Source organism: Sphingobium sp. BYY-5 (assembly GCF_022758885.1).
GTDB lineage: Bacteria > Pseudomonadota > Alphaproteobacteria > Sphingomonadales > Sphingomonadaceae > Sphingobium.
In genome coordinates this window covers 952,192-969,821 of sequence record NZ_JALEBH010000001.1, presented here as the reverse complement: position 1 = coordinate 969,821, position 17,630 = coordinate 952,192, and the positions used below count along the sequence as shown (strand labels likewise).

15 protein-coding genes and 1 tRNA gene are annotated in these 17,630 nt (G+C 63.3%); 9 read left to right on the top strand and 7 right to left on the bottom strand.

Going from position 1 to position 17,630, the window contains the following annotated elements; translation table 11 throughout:
* The first annotated feature begins 14 nt into the window (after positions 1–14).
* The 9 genes from MOK15_RS04715 (at position 15) to mazG (ending at position 8,896) form a co-directional block, all read left to right on the top strand.
* On the top strand, positions 15–1,178 hold the full coding sequence (locus tag MOK15_RS04715; protein WP_242930543.1) for a D-alanyl-D-alanine carboxypeptidase family protein: 1,164 nt from the start codon (positions 15–17) through the stop codon (positions 1,176–1,178).
* Positions 1,175–1,801 carry a dTMP kinase gene (gene tmk / locus MOK15_RS04710; RefSeq protein ID WP_242930542.1) on the top strand — a complete coding sequence of 209 codons (627 nt, stop codon included), beginning with the start codon at positions 1,175–1,177 and terminating at the stop codon, positions 1,799–1,801. Before MOK15_RS04715 ends, tmk begins: the two co-directional genes overlap by 4 nt.
* Positions 1,798–2,766, top strand: a complete 969-nt coding sequence (locus tag MOK15_RS04705; RefSeq protein ID WP_242930541.1) for an AAA family ATPase — start codon at positions 1,798–1,800, stop codon at positions 2,764–2,766. Before tmk ends, MOK15_RS04705 begins: the two co-directional genes overlap by 4 nt.
* Before the next feature lie 74 nt (positions 2,767–2,840).
* Positions 2,841–4,403, top strand: a complete 1,563-nt coding sequence (gene metG / locus MOK15_RS04700; RefSeq protein WP_242930540.1) for a methionine--tRNA ligase — start codon at positions 2,841–2,843, stop codon at positions 4,401–4,403.
* A 4-nt stretch (positions 4,404–4,407) separates the two neighbouring features.
* Positions 4,408–5,181 carry a TatD family hydrolase gene (locus tag MOK15_RS04695; protein ID WP_242930539.1) on the top strand — a complete coding sequence of 258 codons (774 nt, stop codon included), beginning with the start codon at positions 4,408–4,410 and terminating at the stop codon, positions 5,179–5,181.
* On the top strand, positions 5,178–5,969 hold the full coding sequence (locus tag MOK15_RS04690) for an MBL fold metallo-hydrolase (protein ID WP_242930538.1): 792 nt from the start codon (positions 5,178–5,180) through the stop codon (positions 5,967–5,969). The genes MOK15_RS04695 and MOK15_RS04690 overlap by 4 nt, the downstream gene beginning before the upstream one ends.
* Positions 5,969–6,595 (top strand): TIGR02281 family clan AA aspartic protease, encoded by a 627-nt coding sequence (locus tag MOK15_RS04685; protein ID WP_242930537.1) that lies wholly within the window; start codon positions 5,969–5,971, stop codon positions 6,593–6,595. Before MOK15_RS04690 ends, MOK15_RS04685 begins: the two co-directional genes overlap by 1 nt.
* Positions 6,592–7,902, top strand: coding sequence for an MFS transporter (locus MOK15_RS04680; protein ID WP_242930536.1), 1,311 nt, complete (start codon positions 6,592–6,594; stop codon positions 7,900–7,902). The genes MOK15_RS04685 and MOK15_RS04680 overlap by 4 nt, the downstream gene beginning before the upstream one ends.
* A 214-nt stretch (positions 7,903–8,116) precedes the next feature.
* A complete protein-coding gene (mazG, locus tag MOK15_RS04675; RefSeq protein ID WP_242930535.1) occupies positions 8,117–8,896 on the top strand; it encodes a nucleoside triphosphate pyrophosphohydrolase in 780 nt (259 codons plus the stop codon).
* Between the two features lie 309 nt (positions 8,897–9,205).
* Here the strand turns inward: mazG and mprF are convergent, their stop codons facing one another.
* From mprF to MOK15_RS04640, 7 genes are all read right to left on the bottom strand, one after another.
* Complete coding sequence (mprF, locus tag MOK15_RS04670) at positions 9,206–11,848, bottom strand: bifunctional lysylphosphatidylglycerol flippase/synthetase MprF (protein ID WP_242930534.1); 2,643 nt, start codon at positions 11,846–11,848, stop codon at positions 9,206–9,208.
* Positions 11,845–13,311, bottom strand: coding sequence for an AcvB/VirJ family lysyl-phosphatidylglycerol hydrolase (locus MOK15_RS04665; protein WP_242930533.1), 1,467 nt, complete (start codon positions 13,309–13,311; stop codon positions 11,845–11,847). The genes mprF and MOK15_RS04665 overlap by 4 nt, the downstream gene beginning before the upstream one ends.
* A gap of 27 nt (positions 13,312–13,338) precedes the next feature.
* Positions 13,339–14,118, bottom strand: a complete 780-nt coding sequence (locus tag MOK15_RS04660; RefSeq protein WP_242930532.1) for a virulence factor — start codon at positions 14,116–14,118, stop codon at positions 13,339–13,341.
* Positions 14,111–14,518 (bottom strand): DUF2147 domain-containing protein, encoded by a 408-nt coding sequence (locus MOK15_RS04655; protein ID WP_242930531.1) that lies wholly within the window; start codon positions 14,516–14,518, stop codon positions 14,111–14,113. The genes MOK15_RS04660 and MOK15_RS04655 overlap by 8 nt, the downstream gene beginning before the upstream one ends.
* Before the next feature lie 161 nt (positions 14,519–14,679).
* Positions 14,680–14,755, bottom strand: a tRNA-Ile gene (locus MOK15_RS04650).
* Positions 14,756–14,786: 31 nt separating this feature from the next.
* Entirely contained in the window at positions 14,787–15,824 is a 1,038-nt protein-coding gene (locus MOK15_RS04645) for a polysaccharide deacetylase family protein (protein WP_242930530.1), read from the bottom strand.
* Positions 15,825–15,868: 44 nt separating this feature from the next.
* Positions 15,869–17,602 carry a histidine kinase dimerization/phospho-acceptor domain-containing protein gene (locus tag MOK15_RS04640; RefSeq protein WP_242930529.1) on the bottom strand — a complete coding sequence of 578 codons (1,734 nt, stop codon included), beginning with the start codon at positions 17,600–17,602 and terminating at the stop codon, positions 15,869–15,871.
* Between the last annotated feature and the right edge of the window lie 28 nt (positions 17,603–17,630).

The window sequence follows — 17,630 nt, the reverse complement described above, 5'->3', positions numbered from 1 at the left end:
GAAAGCAATTTCCGATGAAGAAAAGCGTTGCCGTCCTCCTTGCCGCCGGGCTGCTGGCTCAACCGCTGATCGCGGCCGCGCCGCCCTATACCAGCGAGGCGCCAATCGCCTATATGAAGGATCTGTCATCGGGCGCAGTATTGTATGACAAGGGCGGCGAAACGCGAATCCCGCCGGCCTCCATGGCGAAGATGATGACCGCCCATGTCGCCTTCCGCCTGATCCAGAAGGGCGAGTTGAAGCTCGACACCAAGTTCACGGTGCGCCCGGAAACCTGGAAACAATGGCACGGGCCGCAGGCGGGATCGACCATGTTCCTGTCGGTTGGTGAACAGGTGTCGGTCGAAAATCTGCTGCATGGCATCGTCACCCTGTCAGGCAACGACGCTTGCGTCGTGCTGGCTGAAGGCATCGCTGGGACCGAACAGGCGTTCGTTGCCCTGATGAATGAAGAGGGCAAGCGCCTGGGCCTCAAGAACAGCCATTTCGGGACGAGCAACGGCTGGCCGGACGAAGGCGTGACTTATGTCACCGCCGAGGATCTGGCCAAGCTGGCACAGGCGACGGTGGAGGAGACACCCGATCTCTACAAGCGCTTCTACGCCACCCGCTCCTTCACCTGGGGCAAGACCATGGGCGGCGCGGACATTGAGCAGGGGAACCGTAATCCGATCCTGGGCAAGATCGCTGGCGCCGATGGCCTGAAGACCGGTCATACGGAGGAAGCAGGTTTTGGCTTCACCGGTTCGGCCGAACAGGACGGCCGCCGCCTGGTGATGGTGGTCGCTGGCCTTCCGACCTTCAATGGCCGCATTGCCGAATCCGTGCGTTTCATGGATTGGGGCTTCAAGGCGTGGAAGGCGCAGCCCTTGTTCAAGAAGGGGCAGACGGTCGAGACGGCCGCAGTTCAGCTCGGCAGCGCGACGAGCGTCTCGCTGGTCGCACCGCAGAACCTGGCCGTCACGCTGCCGCGAACCGCGTCGGCCAATGTGCAGGTCAAGGTCGTCTATACCGGCCCGATCAAGGCGCCGATCGTCAAGGGGCAGCAGATTGCCCAACTGATCGTCCAGACACCGGACACGCCGCCGCAGATCATGCCGCTGGTCGCAGGTGAGGATGTTGCCGAGGCGGGTATTTTCGGCCGCCTGTGGAACGGTGTAAAGTCGCTCTTCGGGTGAATTCAGGCCGTTTCATCACGCTGGAAGGCGGCGAGGGCGCCGGCAAGTCGACCCAGCTAAGGGCGCTTGCCGCAGCGCTGCGCGCGCGTGGGTTGGAGGTAGTCGAGACGCGCGAGCCAGGTGGCAGCGAAGGGGCGGAGGCGATCCGTGCATTGCTGCTCACTGGCGGGGCCGACCGCTGGAGTCCGCGCGCCGAGGCTCTGCTGTTCGCAGCAGCGCGGGCGGATCATGTCGAAAAGACGATCCGTCCGGCGCTGACGCGCGGCGCATGGGTGCTGTCCGACCGTTTCCTCGATTCGAGCCGCGCCTATCAGGGGCAGGGCGAGCTGAGCGACGCCGACATATTGACGCTGCACAGGATCGGCAGCGCGGGCTTCCTGCCCGATCGTACGCTGCTGCTCACTTTGCCTGACGAGGAAGCGATAAGCCGGGCGAAGGCGCGTGACGGCGATGCGGCGGATCGGATCGGCGGTCGCGCCAACGATTTTCATCGCGCCGTAGCCGCTGCTTTCACTCGTTTCGCTAGCGAGGAGACTGATCGCGTCCACGCCGTCGATGCATCGGGGCCGACGGATGCGGTGACGGCTCGGCTGCTCGAAGCGATCGAAGACTTGCTGCCATGACGTTCCTCCTGGGCCATGACGCACAGGTCTGCACCCTGACGACCGCTGCGCGCAGTGGTCGAATGCACCATGGCTGGATTCTCGCGGGACCGAGGGGCATTGGCAAAGGCAGGTTCGCGAAGGCATTTGCCTTGCGCCTGCTGGCGGATGCCGCCGGGCCGGCGATCGATGGGGAGGGGCTGTCCGTTCCGGAAAGCCACCCGATCCGCAGCCTGATCGATGCCGGTGCGCATCCCGATTATGCCGAATTGTCGCCGCTGGAGAAGGATGGCGTCACCGCACGCAATATCAGCGTCGATCAGGTGCGTGGGCTGCAACGGCTGATCCAGTCGGCACCGTCGCTTTCCTCCCGCCGCGTCGTGGTGATCGACAGCGCCGATGATCTGGAACGGGGCGCGGCCAATGCGCTGCTCAAGACGTTGGAAGAACCGCCGGCCGATATGCTGTTCCTGCTGGTCAGCCATGCGCCGGGACGGCTGTTGCCGACCATAAGATCGCGCTGCCGCACCCTGCGCTTCGATCCGCTGGACGATACGACGATGCGTACAGCTTTGCGTGCCGTAGATGAAGCGTTGTCGCCGCAGGAAATGGACGCGCTGGTGCAAGCGGGCGAAGGGTCGCCGGGGCAGGCGCTGCGCTATGCGGGTCTTGACCTGTTCGACATTGAACAGGCGCTCAGCATGCTCGCGACGCAGGGCGATCCTGGAAATCGCCGCCGCCTCGCCCTTGCCAAGGCGTTGGCGCTCAAATCCGCCAGGCCGCGTTACGAGGCCTTTCTGGAGCGCGCGCCCGCCTTCATCGCCCAGGTGGCACGGTCGCGACAGGGGCGGGCGCTGGGCACCGCTCTGGATCATTGGGAGCAGGCACGACATCTGGCGGGCGGCGCGATCATCCTGTCTCTCGATCCGGCGGCCGTGGTGTTCGAACTGGCGGGACATGTGGCGGCGCTCGCTCCTCCTGCCTGAGCGGCTTTTCTTTTCCGCGATTTCCGAGCCGTCAGATGTTCCATCTGACTTGAAATCGCTTTAGGGAAAGCGCCATGTCCAAGCCCTTCACCATCACCACCGCCATTTCCTATCCCAATGGCCGCCCGCATATCGGCCACGCCTATGAGGTGATCGCCACCGACGCGGTTGCCCGTTTCCAGCGGATGATGGGCCGCGATGTCTTCTTTCAGACCGGCACCGACGAGCATGGGCTGAAAATGGCGCAGACCGCGCGCGCGCGCGGGATCGAGCCGCGCGATCTGGCCGATGATATGTCATCGTATTTCAAAGACATGAACGACAGTCTGAATATCAGTTATGATCGTTTCATCCGCACCAGCGAGCCAGAGCATCACCGCGCCAGCCAGGCCATCTGGCAGGCGATGGAGGCCAATGGCGATCTCTATCTCGGTCGCTATGAAGGCTGGTATTCGGTCCGCGACGAAGCCTTTTACGACGAGAAGGAAATCACCGATGGGGAAGGGGGCGTCAAGCTCTCGCCCCAGGGTACGCCGGTCGAATGGACCGTGGAGGAAAGCTGGTTCTTCCGCCTGTCGGCCTATCAGGACCGTCTGCTGGACCTTTACAGCAGCCTGCCCGACTTCATCCAGCCCGACAGCCGCCGCAACGAAATCCTGCGTTTTGTCGAGGGCGGACTGTCCGACCTCAGCGTGTCGCGCACCAGTTTCGACTGGGGCGTCAAGGTGCCGGGCAGCGACGGCCATGTCATGTATGTGTGGGTCGACGCGCTCACCAATTATCTGACCGGCTGCGGCTATCCGGACGATGCCGATCGCATGGCGCGCTATTGGGCCGAGGGCGGTGACATCACGCACATTATCGGCAAGGATATCGTGCGTTTTCATACGGTTTATTGGCCAGCTTTCCTGATGAGTGCGAAGCTGCCTTTGCCCAAGCAGGTGTTCGGCCACGGTTTCCTGCTTAATCGCGGCGAGAAAATGTCCAAGTCGCTCGGCAATGTCGCCGATCCGATGGAACTGGCGGAGACGTTCGGCGTCGACCAGTTGCGCTATTTCCTGCTGTCCGAAGTCACGTTCGGCAATGACGGCAGCTATAGCGCGGAGGCGATCGTCGCGCGGTCGAACAGCGATCTTGCCAACAGCTTCGGCAATCTGGCGCAGCGGACGCTGAGCTTCATCGCCAAAAATCTGGACGGCCGCCTGCCCGAACCGGCGCCGCAGGAGGTCGATAACGACCTGCTGAAGACGGTTGCGGACGCCGCGCAGACCTTCCAGGCCGTCATGGCCGATCTCGCCCCATCGGTCGCGATCGAGGCATGGATGCGCGCTGTGTTCGCCTGCAACGCCTATATCGACGCGCAGGCGCCCTGGACGCTGCGGAAGACCGATCCGGCGCGGATGGAAGCAGTGCTTGCCACCCTCTATGAGGCGATCGCCAGCCTGGCCATCATGATCCAGCCGGTCATCCCGGCCAGCGCCGCCGCCCTGCTGGACCAGTTGGGTATCGACGGGGAAGGGCGCGGCTATGGCGTCATCGGGAGCGATTTCTATGCGAGCCTGCGCGGATCAGGCTTCACCCTCAGCCCGCCAAAGCCGCTCTTTCCGCGCCTTGAACTGACGGAGGCCGAAGCCTGACGCCATGTTGATCGACAGCCATTGCCACTTGAATTACAAAGGCTTGATTGAGGATCAGGTCAATGTACTTGAACGCGCGCGAGCGAACGGTGTCGGCTTGATGCTCAACATCGCCACGCGGGAAAGCGAATGGGATGCGGTACTCGATACCGCCGTGCGCGAACCGGATGTCTGGGCCACGGTCGGCATCCACCCACATGAGGCGGACGAACATCCCCATGTTGATACCGCCAAGTTGGTCGAACGCGCCGTCCATCCGCGCGTGGTCGGCATCGGCGAAACCGGCCTCGATTATTATTATGACCATAGCGATCGGGAGCGGCAGCAGAAGAGCTTCCGGTCCCATATCGCCGCCTGTCGCGAAACCGGACTACCGCTGATCGTCCATACCCGCGATGCGGAGGAGGACACGCTGGCGATCATGCGTGATGAGATGGGGAAGGGGGCCTATAGCGGCGTCATCCATTGTTTCACCGCCAGCGGCGCCTTTGCCGACGCGGCGATGGAACTGGGTTTCTACATCAGCATTTCAGGAATCGTGACCTTCAAGAACGCCAGGGATTTGCAGGAAACGGCGGCGCGACTGCCGCTCGACCGGCTGCTGGTGGAAACCGATTCTCCCTTCCTCGCGCCCATCCCGCATCGGGGCAGGCCATGCGAGCCGGCCTTTGTCGCCGACACTGCCCGGTTCCTTGCCAATCTGCGCGGTGAAAGCATCGAGCAACTGGCGGCGGCGACGTCGGCCAATTTCCGCACCCTCTTCTCGAAGGTCGCATGAGCCTCAAGCTCACGATCCTGGGCAGCGGCACGTCATCCGGCGTGCCGCGGATCGGCAATGACTGGGGAACATGCGATCCGACCGAGCCGAAGAACCGGCGCACCCGCGTTTCCATCCTGGTCGAAAGTCCGACCACGCGCATCCTGGTCGATACATCGCCCGACATGCGCGCCCAGCTACTGGCGGCCGACGTCATCGCGATCGACGCGATCCTGTGGACCCATGACCATGCCGACCACAGCCATGGTATCGACGATGTGCGCCAGCTCTACCATCATCGGCGCACGCCGGTGCCGGGCTATGCGCGCGCCCAGACGTTGAAGCTGCTGCGCGAGCGGTTCGGCTATGCGTTCGATGGGCGCAACGGCTATCATCCGACGATTGCGGGATATGTGCTGCCCGACGGGCTGCGCATCGGCGACATCGATATCGCCTGCGTCGATCAGCCCCATGGCGACATCTGGTCCACCGGATTTCGCTTCACATATGATGGCCATTCCATCGGCTATGCTACCGATTTTCATGCCATTACGCCTGACATGCTGGCGCTTTATGATGACCTGGACGTCTGGGTGGTCGATGCATTGCGGGAGAAGCCGCATCCCACCCATCCGCATCTGGCGCTGACGCTGGACGGCATCGCGGCCACCCGGCCCGGCCGCGCGATCCTGACCCATATGGATCAGAGCATGGACTATGACACATTATGTCGTACCCTCCCCAAGGGTGTGGAGCCGGGTTATGACGGCATGGTGGTGGAACTGGGCAGGGAAGAGGGGGGCGATTGATGGATACGGATCAGACGGCATCCACTATCTGGTATGTACTGGCGATCATGCTGGTTGCCTCCTCGCTGATCGGACGGCGGCTGGCCTGGGGCAGCATGTTGCGCATGGTCTTGCTTTGGGTGGCGATCTTCGCCGGATTGCTGGGAATCTTCAAATTCGCGCAGACGCAAGGCTATCTAACCGGCCGCTGGGCGGAGCAGGGAGGCGTCGCCACGCCCGATGAAGCGCCGGATTCCCTGCCGGCGGCGCGCACGGATGGGCAGACGTTGCGTATTCCCGTGGCGCCGGACGGCCATTATTGGGTGGAAGGCACCATCAACGCCACGCCCGCCCGGTTCCTGATCGACAGCGGCGCGACGTTCACGGCCTTGTCCGAAACCACCGCTCGCGCCGCAGGGCTCAATTATGATGTCGGCGCGCCGGGCGTCATCATGTCTACCGCCAATGGCAAGGTAGAGGCGCGGCGATCCAATATTTCAACCCTCGCGATCGGGCCGATCCGCGCCGGCGACCTGCCGGTCGTGGTGTCGCCTGCTTTTGGCGAGGTCAACGTCATCGGTATGAATATGCTTTCCCGTCTCAAAAGCTGGGGCGTACAAAATGGGGAAATGGTGCTGACTCCATGACGTCATCCATAAAATATACAGAACAGGGCGCGCCTACGCAGGCGCAGCGACTCAAGGCCATCATTGGCGGCTCCACCGGTAATCTGGTCGAATGGTATGACTGGTACGCCTATGCGGCCTTCACCCTGTATTTCGCGCCGCATTTCTTCCCCAGCGAGGATCGCACGGCGCAACTGCTGAGCGCTGCGGGCATTTTCGCGGTCGGTTTCCTGATGCGGCCGATCGGCGCGTGGCTGATGGGCGTCTATGCCGATCGCCATGGTCGCAAGAGCGGCCTGACCCTGTCGGTGGCGCTGATGTGCGCAGGGTCGCTGCTGATCGGCATTACGCCGGGATATGAGACGATCGGCGTTGCCGCGCCCTTGCTGCTGGTGCTGGCGCGGCTGATGCAGGGGCTTTCGATCGGCGGCGAATATGGAGCGAGCGCCACCTATCTTTCCGAAATGGCGGGGAAGAACCGACGCGGTTTCTTCTCCAGCTTCCAATATGTGACGCTGATCGCCGGGCAACTGGTGGCGATCTGCGTCCTGCTGCTGCTCCAGGCGACGCTCAGCGAGGCACAGCTTGACGCCTGGGGCTGGCGCATTCCCTTCTTCATTGGCGGTGCGCTGGCGATCATCGTCTTCTGGCTGCGGCGTGGGCTGGCGGAGACGCAGAGCTTCGCCGTCGCGAAGGCTGAGGGTGCGCCCAAATCGGGCTTTGTCGAACTCATCACCAACCATCCGCGCGAAACATTGACCGTGATGCTGTTGACCGCTGGCGGCACGATCGCCTTCTATGCCTATAGCATCTACATGCAGAAATTCCTGGTGAATACGAGCGGATTGAGCCGGGAAATGGCATCGCAGATCAATGCGATAACGCTGTTCCTGTTCATGTTGTTGCAACCCGTGGCAGGCGCATTGTCCGATCGGATCGGGCGCAAGCCGTTGATGATCGGCTTTGGTGTTCTTGGTGTGTTCTGCACCTATCCGATCTTCGCGACACTGGCCGTGACCAAGGACCCGCTGATCGCCGGGTTGCTGGTCATGGCGGGCCTGGTGATCGTGACCGGTTATACATCGATCAACGCCGTGGTGAAGGCGGAACTGTTTCCGGCGCATATCCGTGCGCTGGGCGTGGCGCTGCCTTACGCCTTGGCCAATACATTGTTCGGCGGCACGGCGGAGTTTGTCGCGCTGTGGTTCAAGCAGGCCGGGATGGAACAGGCATTCTATATCTATGTGACGATCATGATCGCGATCTCGCTGACCGTCTATGTCCGGATGCGCGACACCGCCAAGCACAGCATGATCCGCGAGGATTGACGGGGCACATTGGCGGAATGCGGACAGCAAGGCGGACAGCTACGCGATGGTGTGAGAGCGTGGATTAATTTAACATAATCCTTATTATCGAACTTATATTAGGAACGAAGCGGGTAGCCCTCTTGCCGCCCCAACATGGTATAATCATTCGGGCTGGCCATGATCCTGCCGGGCGCTTATCGGCGGGACGTCCGCTCCATCGTTGAAGGTTCCCATGTCAAAAGCCAGTCCCGCCGACATCATGCCGCTTGCCAATGTGATGGCGCGGCTGCGTGATCCCGACACGGGCTGTCCCTGGGATATCGATCAGGATTTTGCGTCGATCGCACCCTATACGATCGAGGAAGCCTATGAGGTTGCCGACGCCATCGAGCGTGAGGATATGGTGGCGCTGCGTGACGAACTGGGCGACCTGTTGTTACAGGTGGCGTTTCACAGCCGGATGGCCGAGCAGGCCGGTCATTTCGCCCTGCAGGACGTGATCGACGCGATCACGGAGAAGATGGTCCGTCGTCACCCTCATGTCTTTAGCGAAGGCGCGCGGCGCGAGGACGGCCATGCCCAATGGGAAGCCATCAAGGCGGCCGAGCGCGCCGAGAAGGAGCCGGACCCAAGCGCGCTGGCCGGAGTGGCGATCACGCTGCCCGCGCTGCTGCGCGCGGAAAAGCTGCAGAAGCGCGCGGCGCGCACCGGGTTCGACTGGCCCGATACCGTGGGGGTTTTCGACAAGATCGAGGAGGAACTGGACGAGGTGCGCGAGGCTGAGGGGCACGACGCGCAGGCGGAGGAGATTGGCGATCTGCTTTTTGCCGTGGTAAACCTTGCACGACATATGAAGATCGATCCAGAAGATGCTCTACGTAAAGCAAATGGCAAGTTCGATAGGCGTTTCCGGATGATGGAAGAGTTGGCCGGTGACGCCTTCCCTTCCCTCTCGCTCGATGCAAAAGAGGCGCTATGGCAGCAGGCCAAGCGCCGGGAAAAGAGTCTATAGCCCTTTTCCATCATGCTGACGAAAATCAGCAGGCGTTGAGCGTCAATGTGAGGCTGAGGCTCCTGGATCCCGGATCAAGTCCGGGATGACGAAAAGTGGGGGGAATATCCGTTCACCCCTCGTTTTTTTGGGCACGTGGCCCCTCTCACCCTGTAATACCAAAATGCATTGATGAGAACTCATGCCGGCCTGTTCCCCGGCGAAGGTCGGGGTCCAGTTCGAACCGTGGAACTGGACCCCGGCTTTCGCCGGGGACAGCAATCGGTCGATCTTGATGAGTCATTTTCTACGCAGCCGGGTATAACGTCATCATTTTCCTCCAGAAAGCGCGGGTTCAACGGCCATTTCCGGAGATCGCCGCAGCCTGGTGCGCGCGGCCGCGCTGCCCGGCGTGCCGGACACCAGTTTTTGCAGGTCGAGCATCGCCCGCGCCATAGATACGCCCTGCGGGCCGCCGATGAAGCGCGGCTCCCAGGAGGGAGAGAATTTGTCCTTATAGGCGCGCAGCCCTTCGAAGCCATAAAAGCCCTCTCCATGACGGTAGAGCAATGCGCCCGCCTTGGCCCAGAGCGGCGACAGGCGTCGCGCCTCGATCCCCGACAATGGCGCCAATCCCAGGGTGAACCAGTCATAGCCCTGCTCCCGCGCCCATTGCATCAGGCGGATGAACAGGAAATCCATGGTGCCATAGGGCATCGCTTCGTCATGCCGCATCAGGTCGACCGACAATTCGTTGCGGTTGTCGGTCGCCCAGATGTTGGCGAAGGCGACGATGCGTCCCTCCTGCCGAACGAGCGCGCAATCGCCTTGGCTGAGATAGGCAGGATCGAAGCGTCCGACGCTGAACGCCTTTTCGCTGTGCCCCTTGGCGGCGAGCCAGCGGTCGGAAATTGCCCGCAATTCCGGCAGCAAAGGGGATATGTCGGCCGCCGCGACGATCTCGAAACTGGCCCCCTCCCTTGCCGCGCGCCGCTCGGCATAGCGCAACGGCTTGGCGTCCGGCCCGTCCAGGGTGAAACGCTGCAGATCGACGCGCGCTTCTTCCCCATATTTGACGATGGAGAGACCCAGGTCGATGGCAAGTGCCAGCGAATCCAGGCTGATCTGATACAGCAGCAGCCGGCCCTGACTTTCGTCCGCCATTTCGCGCAATGTCCAGAGCAGGTCCGACCATTCGGCGCGATCACCGACGGGATCACCCATCACGATCCAGCTATGCCCCTGCACCTGGTACATGACGAAGGCCCGGCCGGTACTGGATGTCAGGAACAGTTTGTCGCCGGTGGTGGCCAGAAATGCGTCGGTGCGATTGGCGAGTTGCAGCGCCGCCGGGCTGGCCGTCACATCGGCATGTTCGCGGACCTGCTTTGGCGACGCCGGACGCGACAGGCGCCAGAGCGCCGCCCCCACGACCAGCACGCCGCTCGCCAGTGCAGCGCGCAGAAAGCGGGATGCATCGTCGCGCGGGCTGAAATCCCACCACAAATCGCTCTGATAGGAGACATGCTTGTAGGCGAAGAAGCCGATCCAGGTGGACAGCCCCACGGCGACCGCCAATGTCGCCAGCCAGGCCGGGCTGAGCGCGTCGGCCGTGAAGCGGGTGCGGCGATAAAAGGCTCCGCGCGTCCATTGCAGCACTGCGAGGATCAGCAGGAGGGCGCTCGCCTCCTCATAGTCCAGCCCCTTGATCAGCGAGAAGAGGATGCCCGCCAGCAACAGGGCGCGCGTCATCCAGAAAGCCGCATCAAGGCGCCGGTACAGACCGGACGCAAGCAGGATCAGCAGCGTGCCGACCACGCTGGCGGCGAAGTGGGAGGCTTCGATGAAGGCCAGCGGGAACAGGCCGTGAATGGTGTGAAGGCGCGCGGGCACAGCAGGCAAGGCGCCCGAAACGAGCAGGATGATGCCGCCGACCGCCACCAGGATCGCCAGCATGACCGGCGCCATGCCGGACGCAGCCGCCTGAGCGCCGCCGAGCAGACGCCTGACCGGCCGCCGCCAGCTCGCCCCTTCGTGCAGGGCGATGGCGATCACGCCGAGCATCAGAGGCAGCAGATAATAAATGGCGCGATAGGCGATCAGCGCCGCGAGCAGCCTGGGCCGATCGACGTCCGGCAACGTGGCCACGATCACCGCTTCGAACACGCCCAGCCCGCCCGGCACATGGCTGACCAGCGCGACGATGATCGCCAGCGCATAGCCCAGGAAGAAAGTGGGATAGAGCGCGCCGTCCACATGCGGCACCAGCACGAACAAAGCAGCGCTGGCTGCGGCCAGATCGATGCAGGCCACGCCGATCTGCGCTGCGGCCTGCCCCCGGCTGGGCAGGGCGATATGCCAGCCCAGCAGTTTCGGGTTACGTCCCGTCCGGCCCGCTGCCGCAAGGACACCTATCGCCGTCAAGAGGATGACGACCCCCACAACGCGCTGCACCGGGATGGACAAGGCAACCCCGCCCAGCGTGATAAGCGAGGGATGCACCGCCATCAGCAGGCCCGTCATCACCACCACCCCGCCCCAGAAGGACAGGCTGGCCGACGCGATGATACGGGCGATGTCGCCCGGTTCCAATCCCGCCGCGGTGTAGATGCGATAGCGCGCCGATCCTCCGGTCAATAGCGACAGACCCAGATTATGGCTCAGCGTATAGCTGCAGAAGGAGGCGAGCGCGGCCGTCCGCCAGGGGAGCGGTCGGCCGATGACACGCAGGGCGACATGATCGTAGAAGGTGAGCGCCACATAGCTGAGCGCCGTCAGCCCAAGCGCCAGGGCGGCCTGCCGGGGCGCGATCATGTGGAACGCGGCGCGAATGTCGCGCAGGCGCACGTCGGCCAGCAACGCATGTAGCGCGATGAGGCCCAGCGCCGACACCGCCAGCATCGCCGCAATGCTCAGCGCGCCGCGATGGCTGCCCACCCATGCTCTTATCGATAATGCGTCCGAGCGTGTCATTTCGGCAGGCGGCCCAATATCTGCTGCACCAGTAGCGGTGCGTTGCGATCGAAATGATGGCCGCCCGGCACGGTCACGACCTGCGCCACGCCGCGGGGTATGGCGGGACAGGCGCTGTCGGTTTCCAGTTGGCCCCTGATGCACAGCATCGGCAGGCCGCGTAGACGGACGACCGCCGGTACGGTCGGATAGGCATCGGTTGACCCGATATTGAGCCAACTGCTGAGATGAAACTGGAAATCCGCCGACGAACTGAGGCCCAGCATCGCCAGCCCCTTCACCTGCGCCCGCTCCGATGAGGGCAGGTGCCCAACGATATGGGGCAGCACGTCTGCGCCGAAGCTGTAGCCGATCATCAATATGTTAGGCCGGTGCCAGTGATCCGAATAACCGCGGATGATCGCGCTCAGGTCGGCCGCCGCACCGGCGGGCGTGCGCTGGCTCCAGAAATAAGACAGGCTGTCCACGCCGACCACCGGAATGCCAGCCTTCGCCAATTGGGTCGCCACATCCCTGTCCAGTCCCACCCAGCCGCCATCACCCGAATAGATCACGGCCATCCGGTCCGTACGCGGCGCGGCGGCATCGGCGACGATCGTCAATGGCAGGTCCGTGGGCAGCGCCGCCGCGCCCTGTCGTGCGCCCCCGCCGGGTCGTGGCGGCGATGCCAGAAAAGGCGCGATCTGCGCGGCTATCAATGTGTCCGGATCGGTGTTCGGCGCTAGCTCGACCAGTTTTCCGCCCGTAGCGCTGTTCAGAAAGCCGCTTGGCGGCACGGCCCCCTTCTGCGCCTGCACGACAATCCAAGGCGACGGCAGCGACGTGGCGGGCGCAAGCGTCCAGCCCCGATGGGGACGCGCACGCGCCGTCAATTTGAGCGTACCCGATTTGCACCATTGGCCCGTCTCCGGCAGGAAGGGCTGGAAAGCGATGGACAGTACCGCCTGATAAGACCCGTCCGGGCCGGAGGCGAGCGCAGCATAGGCAAGCGTTCCCCCCTGCCCGCGCCCCAGGATGATGGGCTTCATATACATGGGCAGTTTCAGCCGGTGCTGGATATCCCGCGCCAGATCGATGATCGCATAATTGGGATTGATGCACCCCTTCTGCATCGAGAGGGCGTGCAGGAAAGTTGGGGTGGACACACCCGCCACCAGCACGCCTTCGGCATTCAACCGCAGCGCCAGCGCCCGATCGCTCTCGCTCCACCCCCGCGCGTCGGACAGGATGATGACGAGGCCGCGAGGCGCCCCGGCAGGCCGGTAGATGGCCAGTCGCCCAAGTGGAGGAAGGGTATAGGCTATGTCGGCCTGCGATGACTCCGGCATTGAATGGAGGGCTTCCGGCAGCGCCACGGCCTCCGCGCGCGCCAGATCGGGGACGGACGACGTCAGTGCCGACACGGGGAGCATGATTAATGTCAGCAGAAATGGCCCCATGATGGAGCGGAATATCCTCGTCATATGCGTCCCCTCCCCGGCCCCTCCAGCCTAACCGCTTTTACTATCCGACGGACTGGCTGTCACGGGAACAGACGCTCCCGTCATAAGGATCGTCGGATCGGCGGCCTGCAACTGATTGAGTAGCGTGTCCGACAACCGCCGCGAATCATGATGGAGGAAATGGCCGCCGGGCAGGCCCGTTACATGCGCGCCCGCATCCAGAAGCGGCGGGCAAAGGCTATCCTCCTCCTCCAGCCCGTAGATGCAGACGAGCGGCGCGGCGTCGAACCGGCGGATCGCCTCCAGCGGCTGCGCATCCGGCGTGCCGCGATAGGCGAAGCCCAGCGGATCGGCCCGGAAATAAACGGTCTGCGCAGGCACGATCATTGCGACCGCCGCCAGTCGCGCTTTCAGGTCCGGCGGCAGATCGGGGGCTACAGTCGCAACCATGTCCGCTCCATAGGATTGGCCCATCAGCACAATGCGCCGCGCACCGCTACGCGCCAGAGTGAGGCGAATGGCGTCGGCGACGATGCCGTCCACTTCCGCCCGGCTGTGATGCTTGCTGAAATATTTGGCGGAATTGAAACCGATGACTGGAATACCACGCCTCGCGATCGCCTCCCCCACCTTTCCGCTCATGCCGAAATCGAACCCCATGTCGCCGGAGAAGAAGGCGACGGCCACGGGCGCGCCCTTTGCGCCGCCAAAGTCGCGGATGGCGCTTCCTTTCAGCACGGGCGTCGCCATCGCGGCAACCGTCAGCAGAATGATGAGCAATGCAGCCGCCATGAACCAGCGGACGGGATGTCGCGACCGTTCAAGCATCGGGTGTTTTCTCGATCCGTGTCCAGGTTTGCGACCGGCAGATGAAACCGCCCAGCAGGCAGCCCGTGATCTTCAACTGCTGCGGCGACATTTCCTGGATTTGCGATGAAAAACGCCGCCCCATATCCGGCACATAGACGGTGCCAGCCCAGGAGCGGCCGTCCGGCCGGTAATTTTCGAGCAGACGGGTGCCGATCAGTTCCCCGTCCCCGCCATCCCTGGCGTCCTGGCGGGCCGCCGCATTCGCCCAGACGACCCAACCGCACAGACGATCGCCACAGGAGCCGGTGCGCACCGCAACACTATTATGCGGATTCAACCAAAGCCCTTCAACCTGAGCGTCGGCCTGCCCAACCGGCACCGCCAGTGCGAGCAAGACCGCGGCGGGAACCCTCCACATTCCTTTGGTCCTTCATGATTCGAAAATAGTCAGACCCCTTCCATATGCTGCCTCTTCCTACCTGATGTTGGCCGGTTGATGACAGATTCTTAATCCTTGGACGCTCGCTGTGGCGCGTCCATGCATCGGACGTGGAGGATCTTGCTGCAGGATTGTCTTTATGGTGGGCCCGGCAGGACTCGAACCCGCAACCTAGCCGTTATGAGCGGCCAGCTCTAACCATTGAGCTACAGGCCCCACCCGTCAACATTGGCCCGATTAGGCAGCATCACGCCGCTTTGCAAGCCTCTGCGCGCGCGGGAATGGCAGCCAGCAGTTCGGCCAGACTCGCAGACCCCACACCCCGCCTGGCAAGATGCGTCAATATGGCGTCCCACCAGGCGTAGAAGGCCGTCCGATCGGCCTCGGTCCGGACATAGGGGGTATGGCCCGGCTCCAGCGTGGGAGAATGAAAGCTGAAATTGAGGAGGCGCACCCCTTCCTCGATCAGCGCATCGATAGCGGCAATGGCTTCATGCACGGCTATGCCTTCGGGCGTCAGCGGCACTCGGCTCAGCATCCTAGCGCGCGACAGGGCGCCGGCAAGCGGCCCCATATTCTGGGCCGCCCGATGAAGCCGCTCCCCCCCGCCGCGCATCATGCCTGTAAAGGCCGTCGACAAAGGCAGTTCCACCAAGGTCCGCTTCGGTCCTGCCCAATAGGGATTTTGCGGCAGCCCCCGGAAATCAGGGCCATGTTGCCTGCTATAGTCGAACCGGCTGCGCACCGAACTGTCGAGGCGGAAGCCGGCTTCGGCCAGCAAGCGGGCGCTATTCGGTCCAACGCCATAGCGCCCCGCGCGATACACCACCGGCCGTTCCCCGAAGCGCTGCTCCATGCGACAGCACAAGGCTTCGAGCTTGGCGCGCTCCACCGCCTCCGGCAGGAAGCCCACATAGCTGTTGACCGCGTTGACATTCTCAACATGGGGCGGATTGACCCATGGGTGAAGATGCGCGCCGATATCGGCCATGCCGTCGCTCGCCCACTGCCCCATCATGGCTGCGGCGGCATCGGATTCCACCACGGGATAATCGGTCACATAGACGGGCTTGACCCCCGCAGCCGCGAAATAGGCCTGCCCGCGCGCCATTCCGGCGATGGCCGTCACGCCATGTCCCGTGCGACTGAACGGCGCGTTCCAGTCAAACTCCTCCTCGGTATCGACGAAAAGCATGAATCGAGTCCCAAAGGCGGGATCGAGCAGGATCATGTCCCCGGCCAGTGGCGATGCAAGCAGGTTGCCGTCGTGAAGGGAAGCCATCATGCCCCCTTCCTAACCCCCAATGGTTGCCAGAGAGTTGCCGGCGATCAGCCGATATCCGCGACCTCTCTCGCCGTAACGGCGGCCGGCAGGATCAACATTATCCGTGTCTCCCCGATTTCCAGGTCGCCGCCGCATGTCGTCGCCAGGCTTCGGATCAACCGCAGCGAAAAGCCAAGGCCCAGCAACGGCCCGTCGACCCGGTCGCCATCCACGCCATAAGCCGGATCAAGCAATTGCGCTTCATCCAGCCCGATCAGGCTTGAGGGGCGGTCAACAGCCAGAATGATGCGCGCGCGCGCGCCATCGGGGCGCAACCAGCAGGCCCCGGTCAGAACCTCCCCTGCGGGCGCGACGGAGATCATCGTGCGGAACAGATGCTGCACCATGCGCTCACCCTGTACGGGATCGATCAGCAAGGGCGGCAGTTCGGGCGTCATGGCGATTTCGACCGGCGACAGCGCGACACGTCCCTGTTCGCGGAATCGCGCGGCGATCTGCGTCACCAATTGTCGGGGATCAACCAGGCACAGCGCCGCCCCATCCTCGCCACGTGATACGCGCGCGGCCAGGTCCAGATCATCAAATGCCGCCAGAAGATGGCGCGCATCGACGGCGATCTTCCCTGCCATGTCGCGATAACCATCGCCAGCCGGGCCGAAAAGTTCCTGCTCGATGATTTCGGCAAAGCCCAATATAGCGTTCAGCGGCGTGCGCAGCTCATGCACCAACTGGCGCAGGGAATCGGCCGACAGGCCCGTGACCGCCGTTGGCGCTGGAGCGGGTTGGGCAGCGACTTCATGCAGATAGGGCGCACGTGCCTGCCCACGATAACCTTGGAATCGCCCGGAACGCGGATCGAAGAAGGGCGTGGCCGATATGCGCCACTCGCCCGCCACCGCGCCGCCCACAATGGTAAAGCGGCCATTCCGAAAAGCGCTGCGGCGGGCGAAGGCTCCGGCCACATGCCCATCGGGTCCGCTGCCGCCTTCCAATGCCGCCTCGCCCAGCGAGAGGCCGATCAATGCGGCGCGCGGTCCCCGATCGATCCACAGGATCACGCCATCAGCATCGGTTTCAAAGGCGAAAGGATGGACGACGGCCGCATCTGCTTCGGGCAAAGACACAGGTGCTGTTTCAGCCATCGACCGGCGTGTGCTGGTGAATTGGGCGATTCGGTCGACCAGATTGCGGATCTGGTCTTCATCGCGCGCGGGCGGCCGCAACGGGGTGATGGTGGCGCTTCGCATTTCCGGTGTGGAAACGTCCTGCTTCAACGCCATTTCGCCGGTCAGCAGCATCGCGGCATCGCCGACCATATCCTGCCGTCCGGTGGTCAGCACCAGATCAGCCGAACCGAACGCTTCCAATCCCTGCCGGGTCTTTGGCCCCATGTCCCGCCGGCCACGCAGCACGCCGCGCGCCGTGGGTGTCAGTTTGGGAAGCAGGTCGGCCCAGGCCGCATCGGGCAATTCCGCACGCGCCATGGCGGCGGCCGCGATGGACGGCCTGTCCCCCGCAAAGAAAACGACCAATGTCGCGGAACGCAGGCGACGCCCCAGTTCGACGACGGTCGCGATTCGCTGCGCTTCCGTGAGTTCGGGCCGCAGGTCGGTGAGCCGGTCGAGCAGCCCTGCCCGCTCCTGCGCCTCTATCGATGCACCATCGGCGCGGTCATGCTGGGCAAGCAGGTCGACACATTGGCGCCACAACGTCACAGCGCTCAGTCCGGTACGGTTTTCCGCCGCCAGCACCGTTTGCATGAGATCGTTGAACCGCACCTGAAATCCTTATTTGCCGCAGGACAGA

What these genes read in the sequence shown, in the direction of transcription:
- MOK15_RS04645 (WP_242930530.1), bottom strand. Translation starts at nt 15,824, where the DNA reads ATGATGGCTTCCCTTCACGACGGCAACCTGCTTGCATCGCCACTGGCC.
- MOK15_RS04715 (WP_242930543.1), top strand. Translation starts at nt 15, where the DNA reads ATGAAGAAAAGCGTTGCCGTCCTCCTTGCCGCCGGGCTGCTGGCTCAA.
- mazG (WP_242930535.1), top strand. Translation starts at nt 8,117, where the DNA reads ATGTCAAAAGCCAGTCCCGCCGACATCATGCCGCTTGCCAATGTGATG.
- MOK15_RS04690 (WP_242930538.1), top strand. Translation starts at nt 5,178, where the DNA reads ATGAGCCTCAAGCTCACGATCCTGGGCAGCGGCACGTCATCCGGCGTG.
- MOK15_RS04665 (WP_242930533.1), bottom strand. Translation starts at nt 13,311, where the DNA reads ATGACGAGGATATTCCGCTCCATCATGGGGCCATTTCTGCTGACATTA.
- MOK15_RS04695 (WP_242930539.1), top strand. Translation starts at nt 4,408, where the DNA reads ATGTTGATCGACAGCCATTGCCACTTGAATTACAAAGGCTTGATTGAG.
- MOK15_RS04685 (WP_242930537.1), top strand. Translation starts at nt 5,969, where the DNA reads ATGGATACGGATCAGACGGCATCCACTATCTGGTATGTACTGGCGATC.
- MOK15_RS04705 (WP_242930541.1), top strand. Translation starts at nt 1,798, where the DNA reads ATGACGTTCCTCCTGGGCCATGACGCACAGGTCTGCACCCTGACGACC.
- MOK15_RS04660 (WP_242930532.1), bottom strand. Translation starts at nt 14,118, where the DNA reads ATGCTTGAACGGTCGCGACATCCCGTCCGCTGGTTCATGGCGGCTGCA.
- mprF (WP_242930534.1), bottom strand. Translation starts at nt 11,848, where the DNA reads ATGACACGCTCGGACGCATTATCGATAAGAGCATGGGTGGGCAGCCAT.
- MOK15_RS04655 (WP_242930531.1), bottom strand. Translation starts at nt 14,518, where the DNA reads ATGTGGAGGGTTCCCGCCGCGGTCTTGCTCGCACTGGCGGTGCCGGTT.
- metG (WP_242930540.1), top strand. Translation starts at nt 2,841, where the DNA reads ATGTCCAAGCCCTTCACCATCACCACCGCCATTTCCTATCCCAATGGC.
- MOK15_RS04680 (WP_242930536.1), top strand. Translation starts at nt 6,592, where the DNA reads ATGACGTCATCCATAAAATATACAGAACAGGGCGCGCCTACGCAGGCG.